This is a genomic window from Paenibacillus sp. MDMC362 (assembly GCF_003269305.1).
Classification (GTDB): domain Bacteria; phylum Bacillota; class Bacilli; order Paenibacillales; family Paenibacillaceae; genus Paenibacillus_AQ.
The window spans coordinates 225,182-251,227 of record NZ_QLYT01000014.1 but is presented as its reverse complement, the minus strand read 5'-3'; the positions used below and the strand labels follow the sequence as shown (position 1 = coordinate 251,227).

The 26,046-nt window shown below is 50.6% G+C and carries 24 protein-coding genes and 1 riboswitch; of the genes, 23 read left to right on the top strand and 1 reads right to left on the bottom strand.

The features are described from left to right. Window positions 1–98 precede the first annotated feature (98 nt). The 9 genes from DP091_RS06880 (at window position 99) to DP091_RS06840 (ending at window position 7,699) form a co-directional block, all read left to right on the top strand. A complete protein-coding gene (locus DP091_RS06880) occupies window positions 99–362 on the top strand; it encodes an aspartyl-phosphate phosphatase Spo0E family protein (RefSeq protein ID WP_009590300.1) in 264 nt (87 codons plus the stop codon). A gap of 347 nt (window positions 363–709) precedes the next feature. After that, window positions 710–1,270, top strand: a complete 561-nt coding sequence (locus tag DP091_RS06875; protein ID WP_071222697.1) for a cob(I)yrinic acid a,c-diamide adenosyltransferase — start codon at window positions 710–712, stop codon at window positions 1,268–1,270. 3 nt (window positions 1,271–1,273) lie between these two features. Then, a complete protein-coding gene (locus DP091_RS06870; protein WP_113057627.1) occupies window positions 1,274–2,287 on the top strand; it encodes an RluA family pseudouridine synthase in 1,014 nt (337 codons plus the stop codon). Window positions 2,288–2,324: 37 nt separating this feature from the next. Continuing rightward, a complete protein-coding gene (locus tag DP091_RS06865) occupies window positions 2,325–2,687 on the top strand; it encodes an arsenate reductase family protein (protein WP_113057626.1) in 363 nt (120 codons plus the stop codon). A 400-nt stretch (window positions 2,688–3,087) separates the two neighbouring features. Beyond that, window positions 3,088–3,984, top strand: coding sequence for a 5'-3' exonuclease (locus DP091_RS06860; protein ID WP_181469742.1), 897 nt, complete (start codon window positions 3,088–3,090; stop codon window positions 3,982–3,984). Between the two features lie 38 nt (window positions 3,985–4,022). Further along, window positions 4,023–4,829 carry a molybdate ABC transporter substrate-binding protein gene (gene modA / locus DP091_RS06855; RefSeq protein ID WP_258394419.1) on the top strand — a complete coding sequence of 269 codons (807 nt, stop codon included), beginning with the start codon at window positions 4,023–4,025 and terminating at the stop codon, window positions 4,827–4,829. Continuing rightward, complete coding sequence (gene modB, locus DP091_RS06850; protein ID WP_258394418.1) at window positions 4,826–5,509, top strand: molybdate ABC transporter permease subunit; 684 nt, start codon at window positions 4,826–4,828, stop codon at window positions 5,507–5,509. Before modA ends, modB begins: the two co-directional genes overlap by 4 nt. Window positions 5,510–5,603: 94 nt before the next feature. Next, window positions 5,604–6,500: an ROK family protein gene (locus DP091_RS06845; RefSeq protein WP_113057624.1), complete on the top strand. Its 897-nt coding sequence runs from the start codon at window positions 5,604–5,606 to the stop codon at window positions 6,498–6,500. A 173-nt stretch (window positions 6,501–6,673) separates the two neighbouring features. Continuing rightward, on the top strand, window positions 6,674–7,699 hold the full coding sequence (locus DP091_RS06840) for an HRDC domain-containing protein (RefSeq protein ID WP_113057623.1): 1,026 nt from the start codon (window positions 6,674–6,676) through the stop codon (window positions 7,697–7,699). A 68-nt stretch (window positions 7,700–7,767) separates the two neighbouring features. Here the strand turns inward: DP091_RS06840 and corA are convergent, their stop codons facing one another. Continuing rightward, the gene (gene corA / locus DP091_RS06835; RefSeq protein ID WP_113057622.1) at window positions 7,768–8,703 is read right to left on the bottom strand and encodes a magnesium/cobalt transporter CorA; all 936 of its coding nucleotides are present in this window, start codon (window positions 8,701–8,703) and stop codon (window positions 7,768–7,770) included. Between the two features lie 441 nt (window positions 8,704–9,144). Further along, window positions 9,145–9,274: riboswitch (SAM riboswitch) on the top strand. A gap of 134 nt (window positions 9,275–9,408) precedes the next feature. Between corA and metA the strand changes: the two genes are divergently transcribed. The 14 genes from metA (at window position 9,409) to DP091_RS06765 (ending at window position 25,999) form a co-directional block, all read left to right on the top strand. Further along, entirely contained in the window at window positions 9,409–10,326 is a 918-nt protein-coding gene (gene metA / locus DP091_RS06830; RefSeq protein ID WP_113057621.1) for a homoserine O-acetyltransferase MetA, read from the top strand. A gap of 24 nt (window positions 10,327–10,350) precedes the next feature. Beyond that, on the top strand, window positions 10,351–11,535 hold the full coding sequence (locus DP091_RS06825; RefSeq protein WP_113057620.1) for a PLP-dependent transferase: 1,185 nt from the start codon (window positions 10,351–10,353) through the stop codon (window positions 11,533–11,535). After that, window positions 11,532–12,752 carry an aminotransferase class I/II-fold pyridoxal phosphate-dependent enzyme gene (locus DP091_RS06820; protein ID WP_258394417.1) on the top strand — a complete coding sequence of 407 codons (1,221 nt, stop codon included), beginning with the start codon at window positions 11,532–11,534 and terminating at the stop codon, window positions 12,750–12,752. The genes DP091_RS06825 and DP091_RS06820 overlap by 4 nt, the downstream gene beginning before the upstream one ends. 167 nt (window positions 12,753–12,919) lie before the next feature. Next, on the top strand, window positions 12,920–14,053 hold the full coding sequence (gene mqnC, locus DP091_RS06815) for a cyclic dehypoxanthinyl futalosine synthase (RefSeq protein WP_015737124.1): 1,134 nt from the start codon (window positions 12,920–12,922) through the stop codon (window positions 14,051–14,053). Window positions 14,054–14,265: 212 nt separating this feature from the next. Further along, entirely contained in the window at window positions 14,266–15,171 is a 906-nt protein-coding gene (locus tag DP091_RS06810; protein WP_113057619.1) for a putative sporulation protein YtxC, read from the top strand. 463 nt (window positions 15,172–15,634) lie between these two features. Beyond that, window positions 15,635–17,572: a threonine--tRNA ligase gene (gene thrS / locus DP091_RS06805; protein ID WP_113057618.1), complete on the top strand. Its 1,938-nt coding sequence runs from the start codon at window positions 15,635–15,637 to the stop codon at window positions 17,570–17,572. Between the two features lie 104 nt (window positions 17,573–17,676). Continuing rightward, the gene (locus tag DP091_RS06800) at window positions 17,677–18,423 is read left to right on the top strand and encodes a 3D domain-containing protein (RefSeq protein ID WP_113057617.1); all 747 of its coding nucleotides are present in this window, start codon (window positions 17,677–17,679) and stop codon (window positions 18,421–18,423) included. A 133-nt stretch (window positions 18,424–18,556) separates the two neighbouring features. Then, on the top strand, window positions 18,557–18,850 hold the full coding sequence (locus DP091_RS06795) for a hypothetical protein (protein ID WP_181469741.1): 294 nt from the start codon (window positions 18,557–18,559) through the stop codon (window positions 18,848–18,850). Window positions 18,851–19,042: 192 nt separating this feature from the next. After that, complete coding sequence (liaF, locus tag DP091_RS06790) at window positions 19,043–20,170, top strand: cell wall-active antibiotics response protein LiaF (RefSeq protein ID WP_113057616.1); 1,128 nt, start codon at window positions 19,043–19,045, stop codon at window positions 20,168–20,170. 5 nt (window positions 20,171–20,175) lie between these two features. Then, the gene (locus DP091_RS06785; RefSeq protein WP_113057615.1) at window positions 20,176–21,258 is read left to right on the top strand and encodes a sensor histidine kinase; all 1,083 of its coding nucleotides are present in this window, start codon (window positions 20,176–20,178) and stop codon (window positions 21,256–21,258) included. An 18-nt stretch (window positions 21,259–21,276) separates the two neighbouring features. Beyond that, entirely contained in the window at window positions 21,277–21,930 is a 654-nt protein-coding gene (locus DP091_RS06780; RefSeq protein ID WP_071217857.1) for a response regulator, read from the top strand. A 159-nt stretch (window positions 21,931–22,089) separates the two neighbouring features. Further along, complete coding sequence (locus tag DP091_RS06775; protein ID WP_113057614.1) at window positions 22,090–23,727, top strand: S1C family serine protease; 1,638 nt, start codon at window positions 22,090–22,092, stop codon at window positions 23,725–23,727. A gap of 129 nt (window positions 23,728–23,856) precedes the next feature. Further along, window positions 23,857–24,543 (top strand): response regulator transcription factor, encoded by a 687-nt coding sequence (locus DP091_RS06770; RefSeq protein WP_113057613.1) that lies wholly within the window; start codon window positions 23,857–23,859, stop codon window positions 24,541–24,543. 1 nt (window position 24,544) lies between these two features. Then, window positions 24,545–25,999 (top strand): sensor histidine kinase, encoded by a 1,455-nt coding sequence (locus DP091_RS06765; RefSeq protein WP_113057612.1) that lies wholly within the window; start codon window positions 24,545–24,547, stop codon window positions 25,997–25,999. Window positions 26,000–26,046 lie beyond the last annotated feature (47 nt).

The following is a 26,046-nucleotide window of genomic DNA, read 5'->3' as shown; positions in this document are numbered from 1 at the left end:
TTTCCTTGAATTAACAAAAAAATCACTTTCCATTGGCAAAATATATGTTATAATTTTATTTTGGGGGCAGAATTTTACTTTCCAAGGAGGGATCACCAGTGTTTTGTGATTATGAATTGTCAAACTACCGTGGTGACTATACGGCTGAAGACAATAATCACGGTAAATGGTCAATTAAATCAGCCAAATCCACTCCTCAGGAAATTACCTTGGAAGACGAAATTCACATGCTTCGCCGAAAGATGGAACAAATTTTTTTGGAAGAGCAGTCCTTCACATCGGAGATTGTCATCGAAATCAGCAGCTTGCTGGACTTGAAGATTAACGAATATATGAAGGCCCATCCCAAAAAGAAACTATAAAATACGATCTGATTGAATAATAACAAGGCTGTTCCTGGGGCTAGATGCCTCACGGATCAGCCTTGTTTGCGTTTAAATGATTCCTTCTGATGTAAAAACCGTCCCGTAATCATAATTGGCCTGGACTTATTCCGGCGTAGAGGGACCCTGATTCGAAATTATGCTATAGTGGAGCATAATAAGAAAAACGTCTATCGACATACTTCCTCAGAAGACAGACCGCGGTAAAAGGAAGTTTTTCTTGCGATTATAGAATTGCTTTGCTTCGCTGAAACTATAAATTCTATAATCTTAAGATATATGGTGTTCATGAATAAGGATCGGACGATGAAATGGAGGATAATGTGATGAAGGTATATACGAGAACGGGAGACGCAGGGGAAACTTCAATTATTGGCGGTCGTGTACCCAAGGATGATCCTCGCATAGAAGCGTATGGCACGATTGATGAATTGAACAGCTTTGTCGGTCAAGCCGTGTTTTTGGCCAAGGAAGCCGATTTTGAGGAGCTGCATCTTCAGCTTGTTCGAATCCAGCATGAACTGTTCGATTGCGGCTCGGATCTGGCCTATGCGAGACCTCGTGAGGATAAACTCAAGGTAAGCGCCGAGCTTGTGGACAATCTGGAGGTATGGCTGGATGCTTTCGAGGAGAAGAACCCACCGCTTGAGCGTTTTATCTTGCCAGGCGGAAGCGCGTTGTCTTCGCTGCTTCATGTATGTCGGACCGTATGCCGCCGCGCCGAGCGTTTGACCGTTTCGCTGCAGCGAACCACGGAAATCAATCCGGAGGTCCGCCGGTATTTGAACCGATTGTCCGACTATTTCTTTGTTACTGCACGGGCAGCCAATGTGCACGCCGGGATTCCGGATGTCGAATATGAGCGAAGCGGAAAGGTGTTTCGGTAATTCATGAGTTTGTATTATCCGCCTATCAGTTATGTCGTGTCCCCACAGGAAGACGGCATGCTGCTTAAGACCATTTTGCAAAAACGGATGGGGGTATCCCGTAAGCTGCTGTCGCGCCTCAAGTTGACTGAGCAGGGCATCATGCTGAACGGGGCCCGTGTATACATTAGCGTTAACGTGCATGCCGGAGATCTGATCGAAATCCGGATGGAGCAGGAACGATCGGACGATATGCTGCCCCAGCCGATGAACCTTCATATTCTGTACGAGGATGAACATCTGCTTGTCTTGAACAAGCCGGCGGGGATCATTGTCCATCCGACACACGGGCATTATACGGACACGCTGGCGAACGGCGTCGTTCACTATTGGCAGGAGAAGGGCTGGAAATACCGGTTCAGAGCGGTTCACAGGCTGGACCAGGAGACTTCCGGCGTGTTGGTGATTGCGAAGAATGCATATATTCACCAGCATGTTTCCGAACAAATGATAGCCGGCACGGTTGACAAGAGGTATGCGGCATTTGTTCATGGCAAGCCTGCTTTGCCCTCAGGTGATATTGACGGTCCGATTGATCGGGACCCGTTAGAGCCCCACCGCCGCATCGTAACTCCCGAAGGATATCCTTCGCTTACGCGGTATAAGGTATGCGAAGCTTACCCTTCCGCATCCTTGATCGAATTAAAGCTGGAAACGGGCCGTACCCATCAAATTCGGGTGCATATGCTTAGCATCGGTTGTCCATTGATTGGAGATCAGATGTATAGGCATCCGGTTTACAGCGATCGGGAGTTACGATCAGATGGAGCGGAGGCGGCTTCGGACTTCGCTGCCGGTCCAGCAGATCTGGAAGCCGCAATGATCATGAGGCTGGACCGCTATATGGGCCGGCAGGCGCTGCATGCAGCGAGCCTGACGCTGATTCACCCGATTGAGGGGAGCGCCATGACATTCAAAGCCCCGCTTCCTGAGGATATGAACTCACTGAGAAACATGCTCGCTGAAGAGGCGACTTAAGTAGGTTCAAAACAACATTAGAAGGAGAACGTATCGAATGAGCAAACTGAAAGTATATCAATATCCGAAATGCGGGACATGCCGTAACGCGGTCAAATGGCTGCAGAACGAAGGATATGAGCTGGAACTTCAACATATTTTTGAACAACCGCCACAGAAGGAAGAATTAGCCGACCTTATCGCCAAGAGCGGCCTGGAACTCAAGAAATTCTTCAATACGAGCGGCGAGGTTTACAAGGAAATGAATCTGAAGGACAAGCTGCCTGGGCTCTCCGATGAGGAGAAGATCGAGCTGTTGTCGTCCAACGGCAGATTAATTAAGCGTCCGATCGTGACGGACGGCAGTAAAGTGACCGTCGGCTTTAAGGCGGAACAATATCAGGAGTCATGGCAGAAGTAGAATGGATTTTTCCGGAAGCGATGACATGCCCGATAGGGTCTGGTTAAAAGAGCTGTTGACCCCGATGATTGAAGGGCAATGATCCGGCATATATACACATTCTCTTGCTGATGAAGGTAGAGCATCCCTAGGTCTTTCGACCGCCGGGATGTTCTTTTGTTTTAAGTGCTAAGAAAGTATAACCATCCGAGGCTTAGCATTCTTTTCTCGCAAGAAAAACTTCCGCTAAATGCGATCTGTCTGCTGAGAAAGCACGTCGATAGACGTTTTTCTTATGAAACAGCCAATGACAGGAAATTCAAAGAAATACCTTATAACAAGCCCAAGTCTATATAGGGATATGGTATAATGATAAGGTATATTTAAGGTTATATCAGAGAAGTTAAAGTTAGGAGCGATCATGACTGTGATACCCAATCAACAACCATCCTTAATGCTTGTAGACGGGATGGCTTTATTATTTCGTGCTTACTATGCAACCGCCTCAAGCGGCTATATCCGCAGAACCAAAGCGGGTGTTCCGACCAACGCGATTTACGGCTTCCTGCGGTATATGTGGGATGCTATCGATAAATTTCAGCCTACCCATGTGGCGTGCTGCTGGGATATGGGTTCAAAAACATTTCGTACAGAGCAGTTTGCGTCGTATAAAGGCAACCGTCCGGAAGCGCCGGATGATCTGGTTCCGCAGTTTTCGTTGGTGCGCGATGTGACGGAATGTCTGGGAATTCCGAACCTGGGCGTCGTGGGCTATGAGGCCGATGATTGCATCGGTACGCTGGCCAGACGGTACGGGGACAGCATGAATGTCATGATCCTGTCGGGCGACCATGATCTGCTTCAGCTCGTGAACGATTCGACTTCCGTCATTATTATGAAAAAGGGACACGGCAATTATATGCACTACACCCCGGAAACGTTATATGCCGAAAAAGGACTTTCTCCAAGACAGGTTATCGATGTGAAGGGCCTGATGGGAGATACGAGCGATAATTATCCGGGCGTACGCGGGATTGGCGAGAAAACGGCAGTCAAGCTGATTCAGGAGTATGAATCCGTGGAAGGCATTCTTGCGAATCTTGATTCACTGACCAAGGGGGTCCGCACCAAAATCGAGGCGGATTTGGAGATGCTGCATCTGTCCCGGGCTTTGGCCGAAATCCATTGCGAGGTTCCGATGGAGTGCGAATTGGATCTATGCCGCTTAAGCGTGGATCATGAACGTGCATTAACCAAACTGGAGGAGCTTGAGATGAAGAGCCTCGGTCATCTTTTTGGGGTGGCGGTGGTTTCCTAGCCATGCGGAGACGGTTTAATTTTGGAAGAATATCAATCATGACCGGATTGCTGTTCGGGGCATTGCTGCTTCTTGTATCGGCATGTGCTTCCGACCAGACTCCTTCAACGGACACCTCTAAACAGCCTGCAGGGGCCGAGAAGAAGGTGGAAGTTATGGTTTCGGCAGCGGCAAGCCTCAAATCCAGCCTGGAAGAGACCGGACGACGATTTGAAGCGGAGTTTCCGAATGTTACGCTGCGTTATAATTTCGGCGGTTCGGGGTCTCTTGGACAACAGCTTGAGCAAGGGGCGCCCGTAGACTTGTTTATATCCGCGGCAACGGAGCCGATGAATCGATTGGTCGAGAAGGGGATCGTGCAATCCGATGCGGTTCAGCTGATGTTTCGAAATGCATTGGTGCTGATTGAGCCTGCCGGCAAACAGAACGTGAAGCAATTACCGGATTTATTAAAACCCGAAGTGCGCGTTCTGGCTATCGGGCAGCCGGATACTGTACCGGCCGGGGAGTATGCCAAGGAGGCTCTCCAGAATGAAGGCCTTTGGGATGATGTCGAATCCAAGGCGGTGTATGCCAAGGACGTTACGCAAGTTCTGGCTTATGTAGAGTCGGGGAATGCGGATGCCGGTTTTGTGTACAAAACCGATCTGAAGAGTTCCGCCAAGGCGACGCTTGCGCTTGAGGTCGATCCGGACAAGCACCAACCGATCGAATATCCTGCAGCGGTTCCTAGTAATGCTAAGCATCCGAAGGAGGCCGAGGCGCTCCTCGAATTTATGCGGAATCCCGAGATCAGGGATATCTTCACGGAGGCTGGATTTGAGGTAGCGGAGGCATCGCCGTGACCACGACCGAAATGTTCTGGATGCCGGTATGGCTGTCGATAAAAACATCACTGCTGTCCAGCATCATTGCATTTATACTGGGATCAGCAGCAGCGCGCTGGATGTCCCGGCGCTCGTTTGTCGGCAAGACGGCGGTAGAAACGCTGCTGATGCTACCGCTCGTGCTTCCGCCTACGGTGGTTGGCTTTCTTCTGCTTGTCATGCTGGGCAGAAACAGCTGGATAGGTTCAGCTGCCGAATGGCTGTTTGCCAGGCCCATCATTTTTAGTTGGGGGGCCGCGGTCATAGCGGCTATTGTGGTCTCGTTTCCGCTGGTGTATCAGAGCATGCGGGTAGGCTTTGAGTCCGTGGACCCGGAGCTTGAGGATTCGGCGCGATCGGCAGGGGCCGGTGAATGGCAGGTCCTTCGCTGGATTACGCTGCCGCTTGTTCGCAGAGCGGGAATATCGGCGTTCATACTTGCCTTTGCCAGAGGTTTAGGGGAATTTGGGGCAACCTGGATGGTTGCAGGCAATATACCGGGCGTTACGCAAACGCTGCCCACGGCGATTTACGTTGCGGTAAGCAACGGCGAGAGCGGGCTGGCATGGGCGTGGACGGCGGTCATTATTTTGTTCTCATGGCTGTTACTGGCCGCGTCAGGAACGGGCAGAAGCAAAGAAAGAGGCAGGCAGACTTGACGGGAGCATAATGTTTACATATGCTTCGAATAGAGCTTGTTAGCAACTATATAGAGAACAAGGCACAGCACATCGTGGAGAGGATGGAAGAAGCATGAGTTTACTTGGAGCAATTGAAGCTGGAGGAACCAAGTTCGTTTGCGGCGTGGGTATGGAGGATGGAACGGTTGTGGAGCGAGCGAGCTTTCCGACAACAACCCCTGAAGAAACCATGGCAAATGTGTTTAACTTTTTTGCTGATAAGGATATAGAGTCGATCGGAGTCGGTTCTTTCGGGCCGATTGATCCGGTGAAGGGCAGCCCGACTTATGGCTGCATTACAACGACACCGAAGCCGCATTGGAGCAATTACAATATTGTCAAAGCATTGGAAGAGCGTTTTAATGTTCCGATTGGGTTTGATACCGATGTAAACGGAGCGGCTCTTGGAGAATATACGTGGGGCGCTGCCCAGGGACTGGATAGCTGTCTGTATATCACCATCGGAACGGGAGTAGGGGCAGGCGCCGTGGTAGCTGGTGAATTGATCCACGGATTGTCCCATCCGGAGATGGGGCATATTTATGTGCGCCGCCATCCGGAAGACCGGTATGAAGGCACCTGTCCTTATCATGCTGACTGCCTGGAGGGGCTTGCAGCCGGACCGTCTCTTGGCAAACGGTGGGGAGTTCCCGGTGTGGAATTGACGCCGGATCATCCGGCTTGGGAGATGGAGGCTTATTATCTGGCACAAGCGCTGATGAATTATGTCCTCATTCTGTCCCCTCAGCGAATCGTGATGGGCGGAGGCGTTATGAAGCAGGAGCAGTTGTTCCCGTTGATCCGCACGAAGCTTCAGGAGCTGCTGGCCGGATATGTACAGCATCCAAGCCTTCATGAAGGAATTGATCAGTTCATCGTTCCGCCGATGCTCGGCGATAATGCGGGTCTCTGCGGTGCATTGGCGTTGGCCAAGCTGGCAGTAGATGAGTCCAAGAGCGTTCAAGCTTAACTTTATTTCTTATATAGAGTGAGTTGACTTTATTACAGATTATGGTATTATGAATTCAACAGTATAACGTATGGAACGGGAAGCACCTTTCTTTGTCGCTACGGCGGAGGAGAGGTGCTTTTTTGCGTTGTTCCATCGCTGTGCTGAATGCGTAAACGGGAGGTATTCGAGGGATGCAGATTGTATTCATGAATCAGATGAGCGGAGCGGATGAGTCAGGTCACCTCCGTTCTGCTCAAGTCTGGATCGGTGAGGAAGAGGGAGGATGGCGGCTCGGTTGGCGGAACATGGAACCGGACGGTGAAGTATCCGATGATGAGTGGTATGAAGGAAGTTCGTGGAATGAGTTATTATGCGTGTACCGACATCAATTAGCGAAGAAGCTTGGAGAGGGGTTCCGGCCGCTTGTTGAGGGGGTCTTCCATGAACCGGGAGAGACTGGAGGCAAGAATCTTGGTGTGCAGAAGCTGCAGTGCTATAGTGAGCTGTATGGCTCGGAGGAGCTGTACACGGAGCTGTGTGCCTGGCGCAGAAGAAAGGCGGCCTCCGGAAGAAAAGCACCTTATTTCATTGCCAGCAATCGGGTGCTGCGCATGATTAGCGCCTTCATCCCCCAGAATGAGGAAGAGCTGCTGCAGCTTCCTGGAATCGGGATCAGCAAGTCTGCGGAGCATGGGGCGGAGTGGCTGGAGATCACGACGAAAATCGAGCGGACCACAACCTTTCCACTGGATTGGGTTGATAAGCAGCTGCAGGAAGAGGTGTTCTTGTCCTGGCTGTATAAGCAGAAGGAGCAGCGCTACAAGCAAGAGCTGGACCGCTTCCGAATTCGCCGTACGATGCTGCTTGGCATAGCCGAGGGAGCTTCGCTGACCGAGCTGGAAGAACGCACTTCGTTATCTCGTCGAGATTTGGTTGAGGAATTGGAAGGTCTTGAGAAGGAAGGTTATGATACGGAGCAGCTGCTGGAGATTGAGCTGAATAAGATGACGGCTACCGAGCAGGCGACGGTATGGAAGGCTTTTGAGGAGCTGGGCGATACATTTCTTAAACCCGTATTACAACGGGTATATGGAGAAGGACAAGCCCACAATGGAGAGGTAGAAGAGATTGGCGGAACGGAGAAGCTGTATGAGCGGCTGCGCCTGATCAGGATTCGCTTTCGGCGGGAAGAACCTGGTAAAGCGAACGCAGGCTAATTCCAGGTAATGGAAACAGGACGGATTCCCTTGCGGCAGGGAGATCCGTCCTGATTGTTTCGGTATTTTCATATCCAGTCTTTCTTACGGAACAGATAAAACATGAGAGCACCGGCAGAAATCATGACGCCTATAACTACATAATAAGAATATTCCCAGTGAAGCTCAGGCATATTGTCAAAGTTCATGCCGTAGATGCCCGTTATCAGCGTCAGTGGAATGAAGATCGTTGTAATGGCGGTAAACACGCGCATGATTTCATTGGCCCGATTGGCGATACTGGATTGGTAAGCCTCTCGAAGGTTCCCCATGAGATCCCGGTAGGTTTCGAATGTTTCGGAAATTTTCACGGCATTTTCATAGATATCGCTGAAATATTTTTGCAGCTGGTCATCGATCAGCCGGAGATCTTTTTTGTTTAGCGTATTGATAACTTCCTTCTGCGGTCCAAGCACCTTTTTCAACCAAAGAATCTCGCTTCGAAGACCGATGATTTCGCTGAGGTGGGATTTTTTGGTATGCATCAGAATGTCTTCCTCCAGCTTTTCAATCCGCGCCTCGATGCGGTCCCCGACGGAGAAATAGTTGTCTGTCACGAGGTCGATCAAGAGATAGAGGAAGCGGTCAGGCGTGCTGACTTCATCCTCCCAGAGAAGCGGTTTAACGGTGCGAAGCTCGTGAATCTTTTGCTTGGTCACCGTAATAATAAAATGTCTGCCCAGGAAAACATTCAATGCCCGAAGGAAAATCTCTTCGTCGTCAAACCGGATGCTGTTTACGACGATAAAATAGTGGTTCTCGTATATTTCAATTTTGGGACGCTGTTCCTCTTCGCTGAGGCAATCCTCAACCGCAAGATCATGCAGGGAGAAGAGGGGCTGCAGTTCCGCTAAATCATCCACGTCCGCATCCAGCCAGTAGAAGCCGCTGGCCGGAGGTGTCAGCGTCATTTCGATGTCATCAACAGGGGTAAATACGCCCGAATCGACCAACCGGATTTTCATCTGATATCACTCCTTTGTCAAATACAAGCTGCTTGGTTAAGCAGTAAAGGCACAGGATATCAGCCCACCGGTTTACGGGCATAATCAAGGAAGGTTAGAATACGATAAAAAGCGCATGAAAAATAACGCCGCCCTCTGCCGGTAAGCTGATCTTAATCCTATGCGGTTGTGCGTCTTGTGCATCCAGTTTCTGGCTCGGGTCACCGTCCATCTTCCATGTCACCTCTTTCATACTCGGTTTTAAACAGCACTTGTCTAGTATAACGCCGGGTGTAGGACCTTTCAAGTTGAAATCCGGTGCAGCCAAGGGCCATTTGTACAGGGTATGGAAACCTTCGGTGAAGTGTGACGGACTTTATGAAAAGGTTCTTGACGAAAAATTGGGAATGATTTAAAGTAAGTATCAATTACGAACAATTTAAGACAACTGAATAAAGCGAAATCTTATCAAGAGCAGGTGGAGGGACTAGCCCTATGAAACCCGGCAACCGGCGGCAACATCGCACGGTGCTAATTCTTGCAGGAGATACGACGCTTCTTCGAAGCCGTTGTATAGTCTGACAGATGAGAGAGGCGCATTGTGATACGTATATGATGACCTTTCTCTACTTCGAGAAAGGTCTTCTTGCGTTTATACAGTCTAACGCTCTTTCTCACAGCTTTTTTATGGATGTATCATTTCATATCTCGAAGGAGTGAGCCACGATGCCGATTAAAATTCCGGATGCCTTGCCGGCAAAGGAAGTTCTGGCTGGAGAAAACATTTTTGTCATGGATGAGAGTCACGCATTTCATCAGGATATCCGCCCATTGCGGATCGCTATTCTGAACCTGATGCCAACCAAGGAAACGACGGAGACCCAACTGCTGCGCTTGATCGGTAACTCCCCGCTCCAGGTGGATGTTGTCCTTCTTCACCCGAGTTCCCACGTTTCGAAGAATACGTCGGCTGAGCATCTGAAATCATTTTACAAAACCTTTGAAGAAGTGAAACACCGTCGTTTTGACGGCATGATCATTACAGGAGCCCCGGTTGAGCAGTTGGAGTTTGAAGAAGTGAATTACTGGGATGAGCTTACTGAAATTTTTGAATGGACCAAGACGCATGTGACCTCCACGCTCCATATCTGCTGGGCGTCGCAGGCCGGGCTTTATTATCATTACGGCGTGCCGAAATACAGCCTCGAGGAGAAATGCTTCGGCGTGTTTCCACATACGATCAATGAAACATGTACCAAGCTGCTCCGCGGATTTGACGAAATGTTCTTTGTTCCGCATTCCCGACATACGGAAGTTCGGCGCGAAGACATTACAGGCATTGACGATTTGGTCATCCTGTCCGAGTCCGAGGAAGCAGGCATTTATTTGGTATCAAGCCGGGATGGAAAGCAGATTTTTGCCACAGGGCATTCCGAGTATGATGCGGACTCTCTGAAGTGGGAGTATGACCGGGACGTTGCCAAAGGCATGGACATCGAACTGCCGCGCAACTATTACCCGAATAATGATCCAACAAGGACGCCTCCGTCCATATGGCGGGCGCATGCAAACTTATTATTTACTAATTGGCTCAATTACTATGTATATCAGGAAACGCCGTACGATATTGGTCCGCAAATATAGCAGTATACGGGAGGAGAGTTTGTGATGGGGAAGAAACCTTTTAATATAGAGAGCCGGCTGGCACAGATCGGCTCGGTGCAAGAACCGGTAACCGGAGCCGTGAATTTTCCGATTTATCAAGCTACGGCATACCGCCATCCCAAATTAGGCCAGAGCACGGGGTTTGACTACGCCCGTACGAAAAACCCGACCCGGTCGGTACTGGAGGACGCCTGCGCCGAGCTGGAATCCGGCGATGCCGGCTTTGCTTGCAGCTCGGGCATGGCTGCCCTTCAGACGATTTTTGCTTTGTTCGGCCAAGGGGATCATCTGATTGTATCGCTGGATCTGTATGGTGGGACGTATAGGCTGCTGGAGCGGATTATGTCCAAGTTCGGCGTTACGGCTACGTACGTGGACACGAATGACCTGGTTGCGCTGGAAGGGGCAAGAAGGCCCAACACGAAGGCTGTATTTATCGAAACGCCGACCAATCCGCTGATGATGATTACGGATATTGAAGCCGTCTGTACGTGGGCAAGGCACCATCAACTGATCAGCATCGTGGATAATACGCTTTTGACTCCGTATTTCCAAAGACCCATCGAGCTTGGGGCGGATATCGTTATACATAGCGCCACCAAGTATTTGGGCGGACATAACGATGTGCTGGCAGGGATCATCGTAACGAAAGGCAAGGAACTATCGGAGGAGATGGCGTTCCTTCATAACTCCATCGGCGCAGTGTTAAGCCCGACGGATTCCTATCAGCTGATGAGAGGAATGAAGACGCTAGCGCTGCGCATGGATCGGCACGAGACGAATGCAACCGCAGTGGCAACGTTTTTGACCACTCACCCGGCGATCGGCGAGGTGTATTATCCTGGCCTTCCGGATCATCCGGGACATGACATCCAGAATCGCCAATCCAGCGGCAACACCGGCATCTTCTCTTTCAAGGTGAAGGACGCCCGCTATGTGGAGCCTGTGCTGCGGCACATTAAACTGATTGCGTTCGCAGAAAGCCTGGGGGGCGTCGAGTCCCTGATGACCTACCCTGCCGTCCAAACCCATGCGGACATCCCGCTTGAGATTCGGGAAGCGATCGGCGTGGATGACCGCTTGCTCCGGTTCTCGGTCGGCATTGAGCATGCGGATGACCTGATCGCGGATTTGGATGCTGCACTGAGCGCAGCCATGGCTGAAGTGGAAGGGAGTACGGGAAAATGAGCATCGATAAAGGTCCATCCGGCTTGGAAACGCAAACCAAACAGTTAGCTGCTAAACGGGGGCACGAAGAAGAACTTCGTTTCGAGACGAAACTCTTGCATTTCGGCGGGGAAATCGACCGGGCAACCGGCGCTTCAAGCGTTCCGATCTACCAAGCCTCGACGTTTCATCATGAAGACATCTTTAACCCGCCGCAACACGATTACAGCCGTTCCGGCAATCCGACGCGGCAGGCGCTGGAGGATTATATCGCCCTCTTGGAGGGAGGCGTACGCGGTTTCGCTTATGCTTCCGGTATGGCTGCGATCTCCAGTTCGTTCATGCTGCTCTCTGCGGGGGATCATATGATCGTGACGGAGGATGTGTACGGCGGAACCTACCGCCTTCTGACCAGCATTTTAAGCCGTATGGGCATCGAGAGCACCTTCGTGGACATGACCGATCTGGATCAAGTGAAGGCAGCCCTCAAACCGAATACGAAAGCCGTTTATATGGAGACCCCTTCGAACCCGACCCTGAAAATTACCGACATTGGCGCGGTGACGGATTGGGCGAAGGAGCATGGCCTGCTTACTCTGCTGGATAATACGTTCATGACGCCGTATTACCAGCGTCCGATAGAGTTCGGCGTGGATATCGTCATCCACAGCGCGACCAAATTCCTAGGCGGGCACAGCGATGTGCTGGCAGGTCTCGCGGTAGCCAGAACCGAGGAGCTGGGAGACCGATTGAAGCAGCTGCAAAATGGTTTGGGCACGGTGCTTGGGGTCCAGGATTCCTGGCTCCTTATGCGCGGCATGAAGACACTGAGCACACGTATGGCCCACTCCGAGCAAAGCGCAGCCAAGCTGGCGGCATGGCTGCAAGGAAGAAGCGACATTGAGCAAGTGTACTACCCTGGTCTCTTGAATCATCCGGGACGTGAAGTCCATGAGAAGCAATCAAGCGGTTATGGCGCGGTCATCTCCTTCGACGTCGGCTCAGGCGAACGCGCCAAGCAGGTGCTGAACCATGTGAAGCTGCCGCTGGTAGCGGTCAGCCTGGGAGCCGTGGAGAGCATCCTGTCGTATCCGGCAATGATGTCGCATGCAGCCATGGGCGAGAAGGTTCGGCATGAACGCGGAATTACGGATGGCTTGCTCCGTTTCTCGGTCGGACTTGAGGATGTGGACGATCTGATTGCTGATCTGGATCGGGCTTTTGCTGCCGGTTACTAATGATTTGCGTGAAAGCAAGGAACGTTATTTAAAGATTTGCCAAATCATAGAATTCGGCATCCTGTCACGGACGGGATGTCGTTTTTAATGCCGGATTGTGGTAGGATGAGATAGAAAAAGTTTTGCTGGTGATTTGTTATTTTGCTCTAAGTAGGGAGGCTGCAAGAATGAGTGCGGTAAACCGTATATTGGATAAAGCTTTACGCGGTGAGCGTTTGAACCTGGAAGATACCGTAACGCTTTTTGAAAGTGATGAGATTGAGAAAATTGGTCATGCGGCGGATGTGATGACAAAGCGTCTGCATCCGGATCCTATCACGACATTTGTTATCGGCCGGAATATCAATTACACGAACATATGTGATGTATTCTGCCGTTTTTGCGCTTTTTATCGCAGACCCGGCTCTTCCGAGGGCTATGTACTGCCCGATGAAACAATCTTCCAGAAGATTCAGGAAACCGAGGACGTGAACGGTACTGAAATTCTGATGCAGGGCGGCGTCAATCCGGATTTGCCGTTCAATTATTATACCGACCTGCTTCGCAACATTAAGAAGCGGTTTCCTAACATCACGATGCATTCCTTCTCCCCGGCTGAGATCATGAAAATGGTGGAGATCTCCGGGCTTACGCTCGAAGAGGTGATGCGCGAGCTTCACAGCGCGGGTCTGGACTCATTGCCTGGCGGCGGCGCCGAGATTTTGGATGATCGTATCCGCAAAAAGGTAAGTCGTCTGAAAGGCACATGGCGCCAGTGGATGGATGTCATGCAAACGGCCCATAAAGTCGGCATGAACACGACGGCTACCATGGTGATCGGTCTGGGCGAGACGATGGAAGAGCGTGCGCTCCATATGCTGCGCGTACGTGATGCGCAGGATGAATGCATTCAGAACGGTTATGATTCCAAAGGCTTCCTGGCCTTCATTCCATTTACGTTCCAGCCGGACAATACGAACCTTAAGCGGGAGCGAGAAACGCCGGAGGCGTACTTGAAGACGGTAGCCATCGGTCGCCTGGCGATCGATAACGTTCCGAATCTGCAGTCGTCTTGGGTAACGATGGGACCTGAAATCGGCAAGCTGTCACTCAGCTACGGCTGTAATGACTTTGGCAGCACGATGATGGAGGAGAACGTGGTTTCTTCCGCAGGAGCCGTCTATAAAGTCAATATTGAATCGATTATTCAATTGATCCGGGAGACCGGCAACATCCCGGCACAACGCAACACCCGGTATGATATTCTGCGCGTGTTCGAAGATAACAGCACCGTTGAGCGCGACTTCGTCATGCAGAACTAATTCTATACTTCATGAAGATCCGCAGGGCGGGCCGAGCAACTCGGTCCGTCTTTTTAATTTAGGTTCGGAGAGAATGTGCGTCGATGGACATTTTAAGGCTGCGGCCATTTATTAGATAATTTCCGGACTTGCTTGTTTTTCCAAGCAGGAGTTCCGTATATCCCCGAGCGGGTCCCCATATACTGAAAAGGGAACTCGAAAGGAGTGATTCCATGGAACTGTTCAGCATTTCTGTCGGTACACGGACGGAAGACGAGAAAAAGGCGTTTCACCGTATATTGTCAGACAAGCAGAAAGAGCTACATAAACAATGCAAGCAGCTGAAATTCACATTCAGCGCTTCGGATGACCGCGTGATTTGGACGTGCTCCGGCAAGCTTCCGCTGTCCTCATGGACCGCGTCGGCCGACACGCTGCGCCGGCTCACTGCCGAAGCAGTCACTGCTTATATTATGGAAGAGAAAGAGCAGGAGATTGCTGCACGGTTGATGTTCTCGGAATTCGAGTTTGATGATGAGGAAGAAGCGGGGCGGATTCTGCAGTGGTTTTTGATGCTCTTGCAAAAAGAGGAAGGCCCGTCCGGGGATTTCTGGCAGAGCCGCAGACGCAAGCTGTCGGAAGGCATATATCAATGCCTGAACGAGGCGCCTGAGCTTAATCTGGATGGGTTTATAACCTTCCGGCTTCAGTCCTATGAACAGGAGCTCCGCGAGATGGCGGAGTATGCAGTGGATGAATTTATGCTCGATCAGCAGTACGAGGAGTTCGTGAGCCTGCTGAAATATTTTGTTTATTTTCAGGAGCCCAAAATGCCGCTGGTTCACGTCATTCATAAGGGGGAGGAAGAGTTCCTGCTGCTGGATGGCAATCTTCGCCCGATTGAACGCCCTCGGGATGAAGGACTCGTTATGGAAAGGCTGGACCAGGATATGGAGATTGAAGATATGGTGGTCAGTACGCTGATATCGGTATCTCCGGCCCGCATGATAATCCACACGAGGCAGCCAGAGCTTCCCGTCATCGTCACATTGGCTCATATCTTTGATAACCGCGCCGAAGTATGCTGCAGCTGTCCCGAATGCAGCGCGCTTCTCGGTAGCGGACGAATGATGACTTGACGCATCGAAGCGGTCAGGATTATAATTACTGATAAATTCACGTAAAAGCTCTGACAAAGACATGAATCAATTTTGGGTTTGACCGCTCAGAGAGAGGAAACCTCGGCTGCAATTTCCTCCGGTTCACCATTGATTTACCCCTTTGTAGCTGTGTCGTCGAACCCGCACGTCATGATGAATGCGGATGAGTAGGCTTCACCGGTTCATGACCGTTACTCAATGCTGATGAAGGATCTTAATCGTTTATGTACCCAGTACATAAGGTGGAAAGAGATCGAATTAGGGTGGAACCACGGGTATAACACTCGTCCCTTCGCGGGACGGGTGTTTTTTGCATGTCCGGTATCTTTCGTTGAAGTCCAGGCGGGCACCTCAATGGTCCATGCCTGTCTTCGCGGGGAGACTAACGCGTCCTTCATATATGGAAGAAACGTGAAATTCTTTGTCTTGGGAGGAATACAAGGTGGCTATTAGCATTAAATTGCCTGACGGCTCCGTACGGGAGTATGAGGCGGGCAGCAGTATTGAGGATGTGGCTGCTTCAATCAGCAGCGGACTTCGAAAGAATGCGGTCGCGGGAAAAATGGACGGGATCGTGGTGGATCTCTCGACACCGCTTCAGAATGGAGCTTTGATCGAGATCGTAACGCAGGATACGCCCGAAGGGCTTGAAGTGATGCGTCATAGTACAGCGCATTTGCTGGCTCAAGCGACCAAGCGTTTGTATGGAGCGAAAGAAGTAAAGCTGGGCGTGGGTCCGGTCATTGAGGACGGCTTCTACTATGACATGGATCTGGAAGAGCCTTTGAATCCGGAGGACCTGCAAAAGATCGAGAAGGAAATGGAACGCATTATCGGCGAGAATCTTCCGATTGTCCGCAAGGAAGTAAGCCGTGCGGAAGCGCTGCGCATCTTCGGCGAGCTCGGGGATCCGTACAAGCTGGAACTGATCAATGCCCTGCCTGAGGATAGCGTTATTACGATCTATGAGCAAGGCGAGTTCTTTGATCTCTGTCGTGGACCGCATGTTCCTTCAACCGGCAAGATCAAAGTATTCAAGCTAATGAATGTGGCGGGCGCATACTGGCGCGGCGACAGCAAGAACAAAATGCTTCAGCGTGTTTACGGTACGGCGTTCGTGAAAAAAGCGCAGCTGGATGAGCATCTTCATCTGCTGGAAGAAGCCAAGAAACGCGATCATCGTAAGCTGGGCAAGGAATTGCAAATGTTTACGTTCTCTCAGCTTGTTGGACAAGGCCTGCCGATCTGGCTGCCAAACGGCGCGAAATTGCGCCGTACCCTGGAGCGTTATATCGTGGACATGGAAGAGCGCCTCGGGTACCAGCACGTGTACACGCCTGTGCTCGGAAACGTGGAGCTGTACAAAACCTCCGGTCACTGGGAGCACTATCAGGAGGATATGTTCCCGAAAATGGAGATGGACAACGAGGAGCTTGTTCTTCGTCCGATGAACTGTCCTCACCATATGATGGTATATAAGAGCGATATGCACAGCTACCGGGATCTGCCGATCCGTATTGCTGAGCTTGGCATGCAGCACCGCTATGAAATGTCCGGCGCGCTGACCGGCTTGCATCGGGTGCGCGCGATGACGTTGAACGACTCGCATATTTTCTGCCGTCCGGATCAAATCAAGGAAGAGTTTGCACGGGTCATTCAGCTGATCATGACGGTCTACAAGGACTTTGGCATCCATGACTACCGCTTCCGTCTTTCTTACCGGGATCCGCAGGATACCGAGAAGTATTTCCAGAATGATGAAATGTGGGAAATGTCCCAGCGCATGCTGCGCGAAGTCGTCGAAAGCCTGGATATGCCGTTCTATGAGGCCGAAGGCGAAGCTGCCTTCTACGGTCCGAAGCTCGACGTTCAGATCCGTACGGCTCTAGGCAAGGAAGAGACACTGTCAACGGTTCAGCTCGATTTCCTGCTGCCTGAGCGCTTTGAGCTGGAATATGTCGGCGACGATGGCCAGAAGCATCGTCCGGTCGTTATCCACCGCGGCATTTTGGGCACCATGGAACGCTTCACTGCGTTCTTGCTTGAGAATTTTGCGGGTGCGCTGCCGTTGTGGCTGTCACCGGTACAGGTGAAAGTCATTCCGGTCTCCAATGCTTTTGAAGATTATGCCAAGGAAGTGGCCGAGAAGCTTCAATTCGCCGGTATCTCTGTGGAGCCGGATCTTCGCAACGAGAAGCTGGGCTACAAGATTCGGGAAGCGCAGCTCGAGAAGATTCCTTACATGTTCATCATTGGCGAGAACGAGAAAAATGCGGGCGCGGTTTCCGTCCGCAAACGCGGCGAAGGGGATATCGGGGCCCAGCCGCTCGACGAGATCATCCTCAAGCTTCGTGAAGAAATTAACACCCACGTCGTTTAAGTTTAGCTTTAAACTTAAGTAACGAAGGGACATGCAAACCTCTGCCATCACGTATATTCTATTTGGGAAGTGGGAACCCTCGCTAGTAAGGGGGAGGTACTCACATGATCCAATGGAAAAAATGGCAGAGGTTTTTTGCTGGTTTTATTTTATCAGCCGTCTTGTTCAGTGCAGGTTCTTCAATAGCAGAAGCCCATAATCTGATTCTAAGCGAATCCTATGATTCAACAGACTTAAGAAATGTGTATGATCCATCCGGGGAAATTCAAGGCTCCGATTACGTGGAAATGTCTCGCTTCTATGCGCTTCGAGTAGCAGGTTTTAGCGATATGAATAGATTCTTGGATGTTCCGGATACGGGGCCTAAGGCCGGCGTGCCTGGCAAGAAACGCGAATCCATGCCCGTGCTTGCGCCTAGGGAGGACCAGGTGCTGCATACGGTGAAGGTAACCGCTACGGGCTATACGGCAGGTTATGAATCGACCGGGAAGAAGCCGGGACATCCTCAATATGGGATCACCTACTCCGGGGTGAAGGTGAAGCGGGATCGAAATACGCTATCTACGATTGCCGCGGATCCGGATGTATTTCCGCTTGGCAGTATTCTCTATATACCGGGCTATGGTTATGGAATCGTAGCGGATATCGGATCAGCGATCAAAGGGCAAAAAATCGATTTGTATTTCTCCACAACCAAACAAGTGTTTAAAGAGTGGGGGAAGAAGGACGTCGAGGTACAGGTCATCAAAACCGGAAGCGGCAAATGCACGGAGGAAATGCTGAGAACCCTGGATAACGCGATCGAGACCTATCGTTTTCTGCCTTCATCCGTTTTGGAGGAAGCCATTTAGGGTGATTTTGGCGCGTACATTGGCATTAAACATTTAAAGAATAATGCCCTCATGTTCATCACATACTACTTTTCGGGGGGCCAAACCCCTGAAGAGGATGATGGTATTGCATATGAACAGGGAGGTGAATACTGTGGCTAAAAAGAACAAGGTGCAAGAAAACTACAAAACACCGAATGAAAAGTTCAACGCTGAGTTTGCTGAAGATACCAGCATCGCCAGCAACCCAAAAGGGAATTCTAAAGTTCAAGAGAACTTTAAAACACCGAATGAAAAGTTTAACGCTGAGTTTGCTGAAGATACCAGCATCGCCAGCAATCCAAAAGGGAACTCCAAAGTTCAGGAGAACTACAAAAAGCCGAACGAGAAGTTTGATGCTGAGTTTGGCGAACTGAACACACCAGGGGACCATCCAACAAACCGTTAATGGATTCCAGCGCCCGTTCGTGCAAAAATAAGACCTCCGCTTAGCGGGGGTCTTTTATTATGCTCTTTCTCCATTTTTATCCATGGACTCAGTCTCTAGACCGAGATCAACTTCATTCCACCGCCGCTAACCAGTTCATCGCAATATGTTGTACACTGTAGTTAAGAAAAAATAGAACTGGAAGGCAAGGGGATGACCATGAGTAGAAAAGGATGGAGCCAGCTTAGCAACGGTTTGCTGCTCATCGGTATTGGTGTGTTGTTTCTTCTAAATCAGCTCGATATGATACATGTGGATCTTGGTTATATATTCAAGACTTTTTGGCCGGTGTTCATCATCTGGTTCGGGCTGCAGAGCTTAATATATGCCCGTGGAGGGGCACTATGGGGCTCCGTCGTGCCGATCATTATCGGATCGTATTTTCTTGGAAAAAACCTGAATTTGATTGACTTCTCATTTGGCGATCTGATCAAGTATGCAATTCCGATTATGTTGATTGGGTTTGGGTTGCAGGTTATTTTTAAACCGAAACCTCACACGCCGCCGCCATCACCGCCAAGTCCGGATGACTTCAGCTCGCCTCGCAGCGACCATTACGACATTCCCGATCCGCCTGAAGCGCGTCCGCTGGATTCTTCCCTGGATGAAGAATTCGAACGGAGATTTGGCAAGCCAGACAAGGCTGACAAGTCTGAGAATACCCTGCCCGATCGCGAACTAGGATCACCGGATTTTCATGAGCAGGGTAAAGGTTACCGCTGGCAGGGACAGCAGCAGGAGCGCCCGCGCCAGGAGCCTCAGGATCGCAGCAAGTTCAGAGTTCATGTGGATTTTGACGATAACCGCAAAAGCTACGGTGACGGATCGGATTATAAGGATGAGCACCACCATCATCATAATCATCATAATCATCATAATCATCAATCTTGGCACAGCCATGATGCGGTGAACAAGTCCTCTTTTATCGGGGACGTGCATATGGGAAAAGATTATTTTCAGCTGAAGCCGACAAATATCTCCCAGTTCATCGGTGATACGGTGCTGGATCTGACCAAGGCTCAAATCCCTTACGGAGAAACGAAAATCAACATCTCGGCGTTTATCGGGGATGTCAAAGTATTCGTTCCGAATGATTCGGATGTCGGCATTCATGTCACGACCAACTCCTTCATTGGCGATATGAAGGTGTTGGAGGAAAGCCGCAGCGGATTTATGAGCAATGCGGGCCTTGAAAGCCCGCATTACAGGGAAGCGGGCAAGAAAATTCGAATCACTGTCAGCGTATTTATCGGTGATGTCAAAGTGAATAGGGTAGGATAACTGTTATGATGGGAATATTGAAAAATACCAAATGGGTGATACTGTTTTACTTTCTGTTGATTGGAGCCGGGGTTGCTGTTTTCCTGTATACAGCAAACCAATCCGGCTACATACATATTGAGGATAACCGGCTGTGGGTGTATTACACGGTCGGTGTACTTCTGTTTACGGGGATTGCGGGATACATCGCGGGACAGCGTATTCAGCGACCGCTGGACCTGTTGCATCTGAACATGCTGCAGGTTGCCAAAGGAAATCTGAACGTGCGGCTGCCGGCTATGGAAGACGGTTCTTTTGCCAGAGTATATGATGAGTTTAACGGAATGACGGCAGCGCTGGAGAAGAAAATGAAGCTGCTGCAGCGCCTGGGCGAGCAGGATGTCATTGAGAAAGAGATCGCCGCGGAGGCCGCGGTGCTTGAGGAACGACGCCGGATGGCAAGGGATTTGCATGATACGGTCAGTCAGCAGTTGTTCGCGATTCATATGTCGGCTTCTTCGCTTCCGGCGGTTCTGAAGAGAAATCCGGAGCACGGCGATAAAGTGCTCTGTCAGTTGATTGAGATGTCTCATGTGGCACAGAAGCAGATGCGGGCGCTGATTGCACAGCTTCGGCCTGTTGAACTGGAAGGAAGAACCCTGGAGGAGGCACTCGAACGGTGGTTTCCGGATTACTGTCGCCAAAATGGCCTGAAGGGCATGAAGGATGTGGAGCTCTACGGCGGGGTATCCGATGCGATTGAGCACCAGCTGTTCCTGATTATCCAGGAGGCCGTAGCCAACATTGTGAAACATGCCGGAGCAAGCCTTGTCAGCATGTCGCTTCGTGAGGATCAGAAACGCGTTATTTTAAGCATCAGCGACGACGGGATTGGGTTTGACGAGGTGGCAGGCAAGCAGGGCTCATATGGGCTGTCCACGATGCGTGAACGGGCCGAAAAGCTTGGAGGACAGGTCGATATCATAAGCAAAAAGGGTGCAGGAACGACAGTTCGCGTAAATATTCCGCTATTTGAGGCAGAGGGCAATCAGGGACCGGATGCGGAAGAGAGCAAGGAACAGGAAGAGCTGGCTGAGCCAGTGGAGTAGAGAGGGGACAACATCATTATGGGTACGATTCGGATATTGCTGGCGGATGATCATGATATGGTTCGTATGGGATTGAAAACGTATTTGTCGCTGGATCCGGGATTTGAAGTGATCGGAGAGGCAGCTAACGGCCAAGAGGTCGTTGATATGTTAAGAAATGGAGATGAGGCAGACCGGCCCGATCTCATTCTTATGGATCTGATGATGCCGGTCATGAACGGGGCAGAGACCACGCGTGCGGTCATGTCCGAATTCCCGGATCAGAAGATTGTGATTCTGACCAGCTTCCTTGAGGATGAGCTTGTGGTTGAGTGCATTGAGGCGGGGGCCGTCAGTTATGTACTGAAAACCGTTTCGGCTGACGAACTCATCTACGCTCTTCAGGGAGCGTTCAGGGGCATGCCGGTCATGACCAAAGACGTGTCGGAAGCACTCACCCGCGGGATCCGCCGACATATGGTGAACGGCGATGATTCCGGGCTTACCGAGCGCGAGAAAGAAGTGCTGCTGCTCATTGCCGAGGGCAAGAGCAACAAAGAAATCGGCGAAGAGCTGCATATCAGCATTAAAACGGTTAAAACTCACGTCAGCAATCTGCTGATGAAGTGTGAGCTGGAAGACCGCACGCAATTGGCGATTTATGCCCATCGTAAGGGATGGGTCAAAATATAGCGACTCCATACGGATCAGATTCCCATGACGCCGTACGGCTTTCTTTTTATCTGCCTTTTAATTGTTTTTAAGGTACTATTAAGGTTTATAGTACACAATAAGAACAGTTAATTAATTAAACCACTTGGAAGCAAGTGATTTTAAATAGGAGGTAGACCTATGGACGACCAAAGAAAGCGCTACGGGTATCCGGATGATGAGGGAATGAACAATGAGTCGAATAACAATGAAGAACCGAGACGTGAGGAAGCATCCACGAAGAATTCGTCTTATTACTACTCTTACGGACCGTTTCAGTCCATACCCAATGAACGCGATGATCAGCAGACAGAGCGACCATATCCGAGCCGGGAATCGCAGGAAGTGGAGGTTACCGCTCCGCAGCCGGTTAAACCGATTCCATCCTCCGGTTTCTCGCAGTCACATTCCTCCGGAAGCCAAGGGGGCGGCGGGTCTATGGATTCGATGAAAAGAAACAAAGAATGGAATTACAGCCAGAAGCCGAAAAATTCCGTGAAGACGGTGCTGTTGTCCTTTTTGGCTGGTGTCCTTGTCATTTCGAGCCTGATGTTTGCCGCGGACCGCACGAACCTGTTTACGCCGGATGCGGCGTATTCATCGGAGCCAGCCCAAGAAACTTCGGCTAACGTCGAGGATAACGTTGGAGATAACGGCGGAGCTACTACCGCATCAGCAATGATTCCATCAGGTCAAGGGGATGTATCGGCAGTGGTGGACCAAGCAAGTCCAGCCGTCGTGCTGATCGAGACGCTTGTAAACAGCAGCAATCGTCAAAACACGAATCCGAACATGAATGATCCGTTCTGGTACTTCTTTGGCGGCGGACAATCGAGCCAAGGAGGAAATGGCGGAAACGGTGGAAGCAGCAACAACGGAGGTCAGGAATCCCAGCTTCAGCCTTCAGGCATCGGCTCAGGTTTCATCTTTGAGAAGTCGGGATACATTTTGACGAATGAGCATGTGATCCATGGCGCAGATGTGATCCAAGTGACGGTTCAGGGTACCAAAAAGCCTTATGAAGCGAAGCTGCTCGGTTCCAGCTATGAGCTCGATTTAGCCGTTCTGAAAATCGAAGGGGCCGATTTTCCATCGGTGCAGCTAGGCGACTCCAACTCGCTGAAGGTCGGTGAATGGCTTGTTGCCATCGGTAACCCGCATGGTTTTGAGCATACGGTAACCGCAGGCGTACTTAGCTCGAAGGAACGCGAGATCGATATTCAAGGAACCAATGGTGAGGATGATCGTAATTATGAGCATCTTCTGCAAACCGATGCTTCGATTAATCCGGGTAACTCCGGCGGACCGCTTCTCAATCTGAAGGGTGAGGTTATCGGGATGAACGTTGCCGTCAGCGCGGAAGCGCAAGGGATCGGATTTGCGATTCCGTCCAGCACGATCAAGGAAGTTGTGGAATACCTGAAGAACAATGAGGAAGTTCCGAAAGAGCCGGTTCCGTTTATCGGGGCGAATCTGGGAACGGTCACTCCGCAAATTGCTCAATCCCTGGGCACCGACGTAACGGAAGGCTCTTATGTTGACAGCGTCGTATTCCGTTCGCCGGCTTATGAAGCGGACCTGCGTCAATATGACATCATTGTAGGCGTGGATGGAACGAAATATCCGACCTCGAAGGATCTGAGTGAATTCATACAATCGAAGAAGGTTGGAGAAAAAATTACGCTGAATGTGGTTCGTAACGGCAAGAAGATTGACCTGCCGCTGACGATCGGCGATAAGAACCAATTCGATTTAACCCAACAGCAGCAACAACCGTAACCCTGGATATGTGTGACAACAAGCGGAAGGGACCGTTCCCTTCCGCTTGTCTTGTCCTTGAGACGACCGATATAATGGGATTGTAACGTCGTACTAAATTTAACGCTAGAAGATAGAGGAGATGCCGCTATGCGATCCCGGATATTAATTGTAGATGATGATGAGAAGATTATTTCGATGCTGCGCAGGGGACTTGCGTTTGAGGGCTATGACGTCCTGACCGCATCCAACGGAGCGGAAGGTTTGAAAGTAATTTTGAGTGAGGACCCGGACGTTGTCGTTCTGGATGTCATGATGCCTCAGGTCGATGGATTTGAAGCGCTGCGCAGACTCCGGGAAGGCGGAAGCACGACACCGGTGCTGATGCTGACGGCGAAGGATGAGGTGGAGAATCGGGTCAAGGGACTCGATACCGGAGCGGATGATTACTTAGTCAAACCCTTCGCGCTGGAGGAGCTGCTTGCCCGCGTACGGGCCTTGCTGCGCCGCAAAACCGGGGATGATAGCTCTAACCACCGACTGACCTTCGAGGATCTTGTGATGGATACGGATGCAAGGGAAGTCATTCGCAGCGGGCAAAGACTGGAGCTCACCGCCAAGGAATTTGAGCTGCTGCATCTGTTTATGCAAAATCCGAAGCGGGTGCTGTCCCGCGATTTGATCATGGATAAAATATGGGGCTATGACTACAGCGGGGAGTCCAACGTGCTGGAGGTTTACATCGCCATGCTCCGGCAAAAGACCGAGGAACATGGAGGTAAACGGCTGATCCAGACGATCCGCGGAGCCGGCTATATTTTAAGAGGAGATAACTAGCATGTCCATTCGGTTAAGACTGACAGCATGGTATACCGGCATTTTATTCGTGACACTGCTGATTTTCAGCTCGGCGGTGTATGGCTTTGTCCATTTGTATACGTATGAGGAGTTAAAACAGCGGATTGTTCAGGAAGTCAACAAAATTGGTGTGACGTCTGATGCAGTATCGTTACTGCCTGACCGTTCTTCCACTATTAATATGGAAGCAGCTGACTTATACGTACAGCTATATACGTTCTATAATGGAGCTGTTTGGAGATCGGGAAATATGGAATTTAGCGGCTTGAGGTTTGAGAACCCAACTGTAGAAAGAGCCTTAAAAACTAGGAAAAACGAGTTTAAGCGGTTTACGGTTAAGGGTAATTCATTCCTTATATTCGAGGCACCCGTATTTGAAGAAAGGACGGGTAAACTTTACGGATGGCTCCAAGTCGGAGCAAACACGCGAACCATTGAACAAACCTTGGACCGACTCCAATCCATCCTCATCATGGGATCCGCAGCAACCCTAGTCATTGCTTCAACTTTAGGTTTGTTCCTCGCCCGGAAATCCATGAAACCGATCGGTAAGGTCACGGAGGCGGCGGAGCAGATCCAGAAGGGAACGGACCTCAGCGTACGAATCGAATACGATGGGCCAGAGGACGAGATCGGTCAGTTAATCGGTACGTTTAACGGGATGCTTGAGAGGACGGAGGGTTTTTACAAAGAGCTTGAAGATGCCTATGCGGCACAGCGCCGGTTTGTATCGGATGCTTCCCATGAACTCCGAACGCCGCTGACCACCATCCGGGGGAATGTGGATCTCCTCCAGAAGATGTGGACGGAAGCTCCCGGCGAGAGAGCGAATATAGACGAAGAAACCATCAAGCAAATTTCGGTCGAAGCGGTAGGAGATATATCCGATGAAGCGAAGCGGATGAGCCGGCTGGTGAACGATATGTTATCTCTGGCGCGAGCCGATACCGGCCAGACCTTTGAACTGAATCCGGTTCCTCTGCAGCCTTTGGTTGAAGAGGTCGCACGGCGCGCTCATTTCCTTGATAAAACCGCTGAGTGGCATGTCGGAGAGCTGTCTGTCCTGAACGGCGTTTATGTCGAAGGAAATAAGGACTACTTGCAGCAGATGCTGTTCATCTTTATCGAGAATGCGTTCAAGTATACGCCGGAGGGTGAAGTCAGCCTGGATGTCGTCCTGTACAAGGGTCAGGTCGGGCTGCGAATTTCGGATACGGGGATCGGCATGGATAAGGATGAGGTTCCGTTTATATTCGAGCGTTTCTATCGCGCGGATCAGTCCAGAGGCATCACGAGCGGGACCGGTCTTGGCTTATCCATCGCCAAATGGATTATTGATGAGCACAAGGGCTCTGTCGAGGTTGTTACCCGAAGAGGGGAAGGCAGCACCTTTATCGTCTGGCTGCCCGTCGTCTTTGCTCCTCCGCTGGAATAGGTTATAATAGACTGGATACTTTATGTATGACAACGGAAAGCAGGTGA

What these genes read in the sequence shown, in the direction of transcription:
- DP091_RS06875 (WP_071222697.1), top strand. Translation starts at nt 710, where the DNA reads ATGAAGGTATATACGAGAACGGGAGACGCAGGGGAAACTTCAATTATT.
- DP091_RS06870 (WP_113057627.1), top strand. Translation starts at nt 1,274, where the DNA reads ATGAGTTTGTATTATCCGCCTATCAGTTATGTCGTGTCCCCACAGGAA.
- DP091_RS06865 (WP_113057626.1), top strand. Translation starts at nt 2,325, where the DNA reads ATGAGCAAACTGAAAGTATATCAATATCCGAAATGCGGGACATGCCGT.
- DP091_RS06860 (WP_181469742.1), top strand. Translation starts at nt 3,088, where the DNA reads ATGACTGTGATACCCAATCAACAACCATCCTTAATGCTTGTAGACGGG.
- modA (WP_258394419.1), top strand. Translation starts at nt 4,023, where the DNA reads ATGACCGGATTGCTGTTCGGGGCATTGCTGCTTCTTGTATCGGCATGT.
- DP091_RS06845 (WP_113057624.1), top strand. Translation starts at nt 5,604, where the DNA reads ATGAGTTTACTTGGAGCAATTGAAGCTGGAGGAACCAAGTTCGTTTGC.
- DP091_RS06840 (WP_113057623.1), top strand. Translation starts at nt 6,674, where the DNA reads ATGCAGATTGTATTCATGAATCAGATGAGCGGAGCGGATGAGTCAGGT.
- corA (WP_113057622.1), bottom strand. Translation starts at nt 8,703, where the DNA reads ATGAAAATCCGGTTGGTCGATTCGGGCGTATTTACCCCTGTTGATGAC.
- metA (WP_113057621.1), top strand. Translation starts at nt 9,409, where the DNA reads ATGCCGATTAAAATTCCGGATGCCTTGCCGGCAAAGGAAGTTCTGGCT.
- DP091_RS06825 (WP_113057620.1), top strand. Translation starts at nt 10,351, where the DNA reads ATGGGGAAGAAACCTTTTAATATAGAGAGCCGGCTGGCACAGATCGGC.
- DP091_RS06820 (WP_258394417.1), top strand. Translation starts at nt 11,532, where the DNA reads ATGAGCATCGATAAAGGTCCATCCGGCTTGGAAACGCAAACCAAACAG.
- mqnC (WP_015737124.1), top strand. Translation starts at nt 12,920, where the DNA reads ATGAGTGCGGTAAACCGTATATTGGATAAAGCTTTACGCGGTGAGCGT.
- DP091_RS06810 (WP_113057619.1), top strand. Translation starts at nt 14,266, where the DNA reads ATGGAACTGTTCAGCATTTCTGTCGGTACACGGACGGAAGACGAGAAA.
- DP091_RS06800 (WP_113057617.1), top strand. Translation starts at nt 17,677, where the DNA reads ATGATCCAATGGAAAAAATGGCAGAGGTTTTTTGCTGGTTTTATTTTA.
- liaF (WP_113057616.1), top strand. Translation starts at nt 19,043, where the DNA reads ATGACCATGAGTAGAAAAGGATGGAGCCAGCTTAGCAACGGTTTGCTG.
- DP091_RS06785 (WP_113057615.1), top strand. Translation starts at nt 20,176, where the DNA reads ATGATGGGAATATTGAAAAATACCAAATGGGTGATACTGTTTTACTTT.
- DP091_RS06780 (WP_071217857.1), top strand. Translation starts at nt 21,277, where the DNA reads ATGGGTACGATTCGGATATTGCTGGCGGATGATCATGATATGGTTCGT.
- DP091_RS06775 (WP_113057614.1), top strand. Translation starts at nt 22,090, where the DNA reads ATGGACGACCAAAGAAAGCGCTACGGGTATCCGGATGATGAGGGAATG.
- DP091_RS06770 (WP_113057613.1), top strand. Translation starts at nt 23,857, where the DNA reads ATGCGATCCCGGATATTAATTGTAGATGATGATGAGAAGATTATTTCG.
- DP091_RS06765 (WP_113057612.1), top strand. Translation starts at nt 24,545, where the DNA reads ATGTCCATTCGGTTAAGACTGACAGCATGGTATACCGGCATTTTATTC.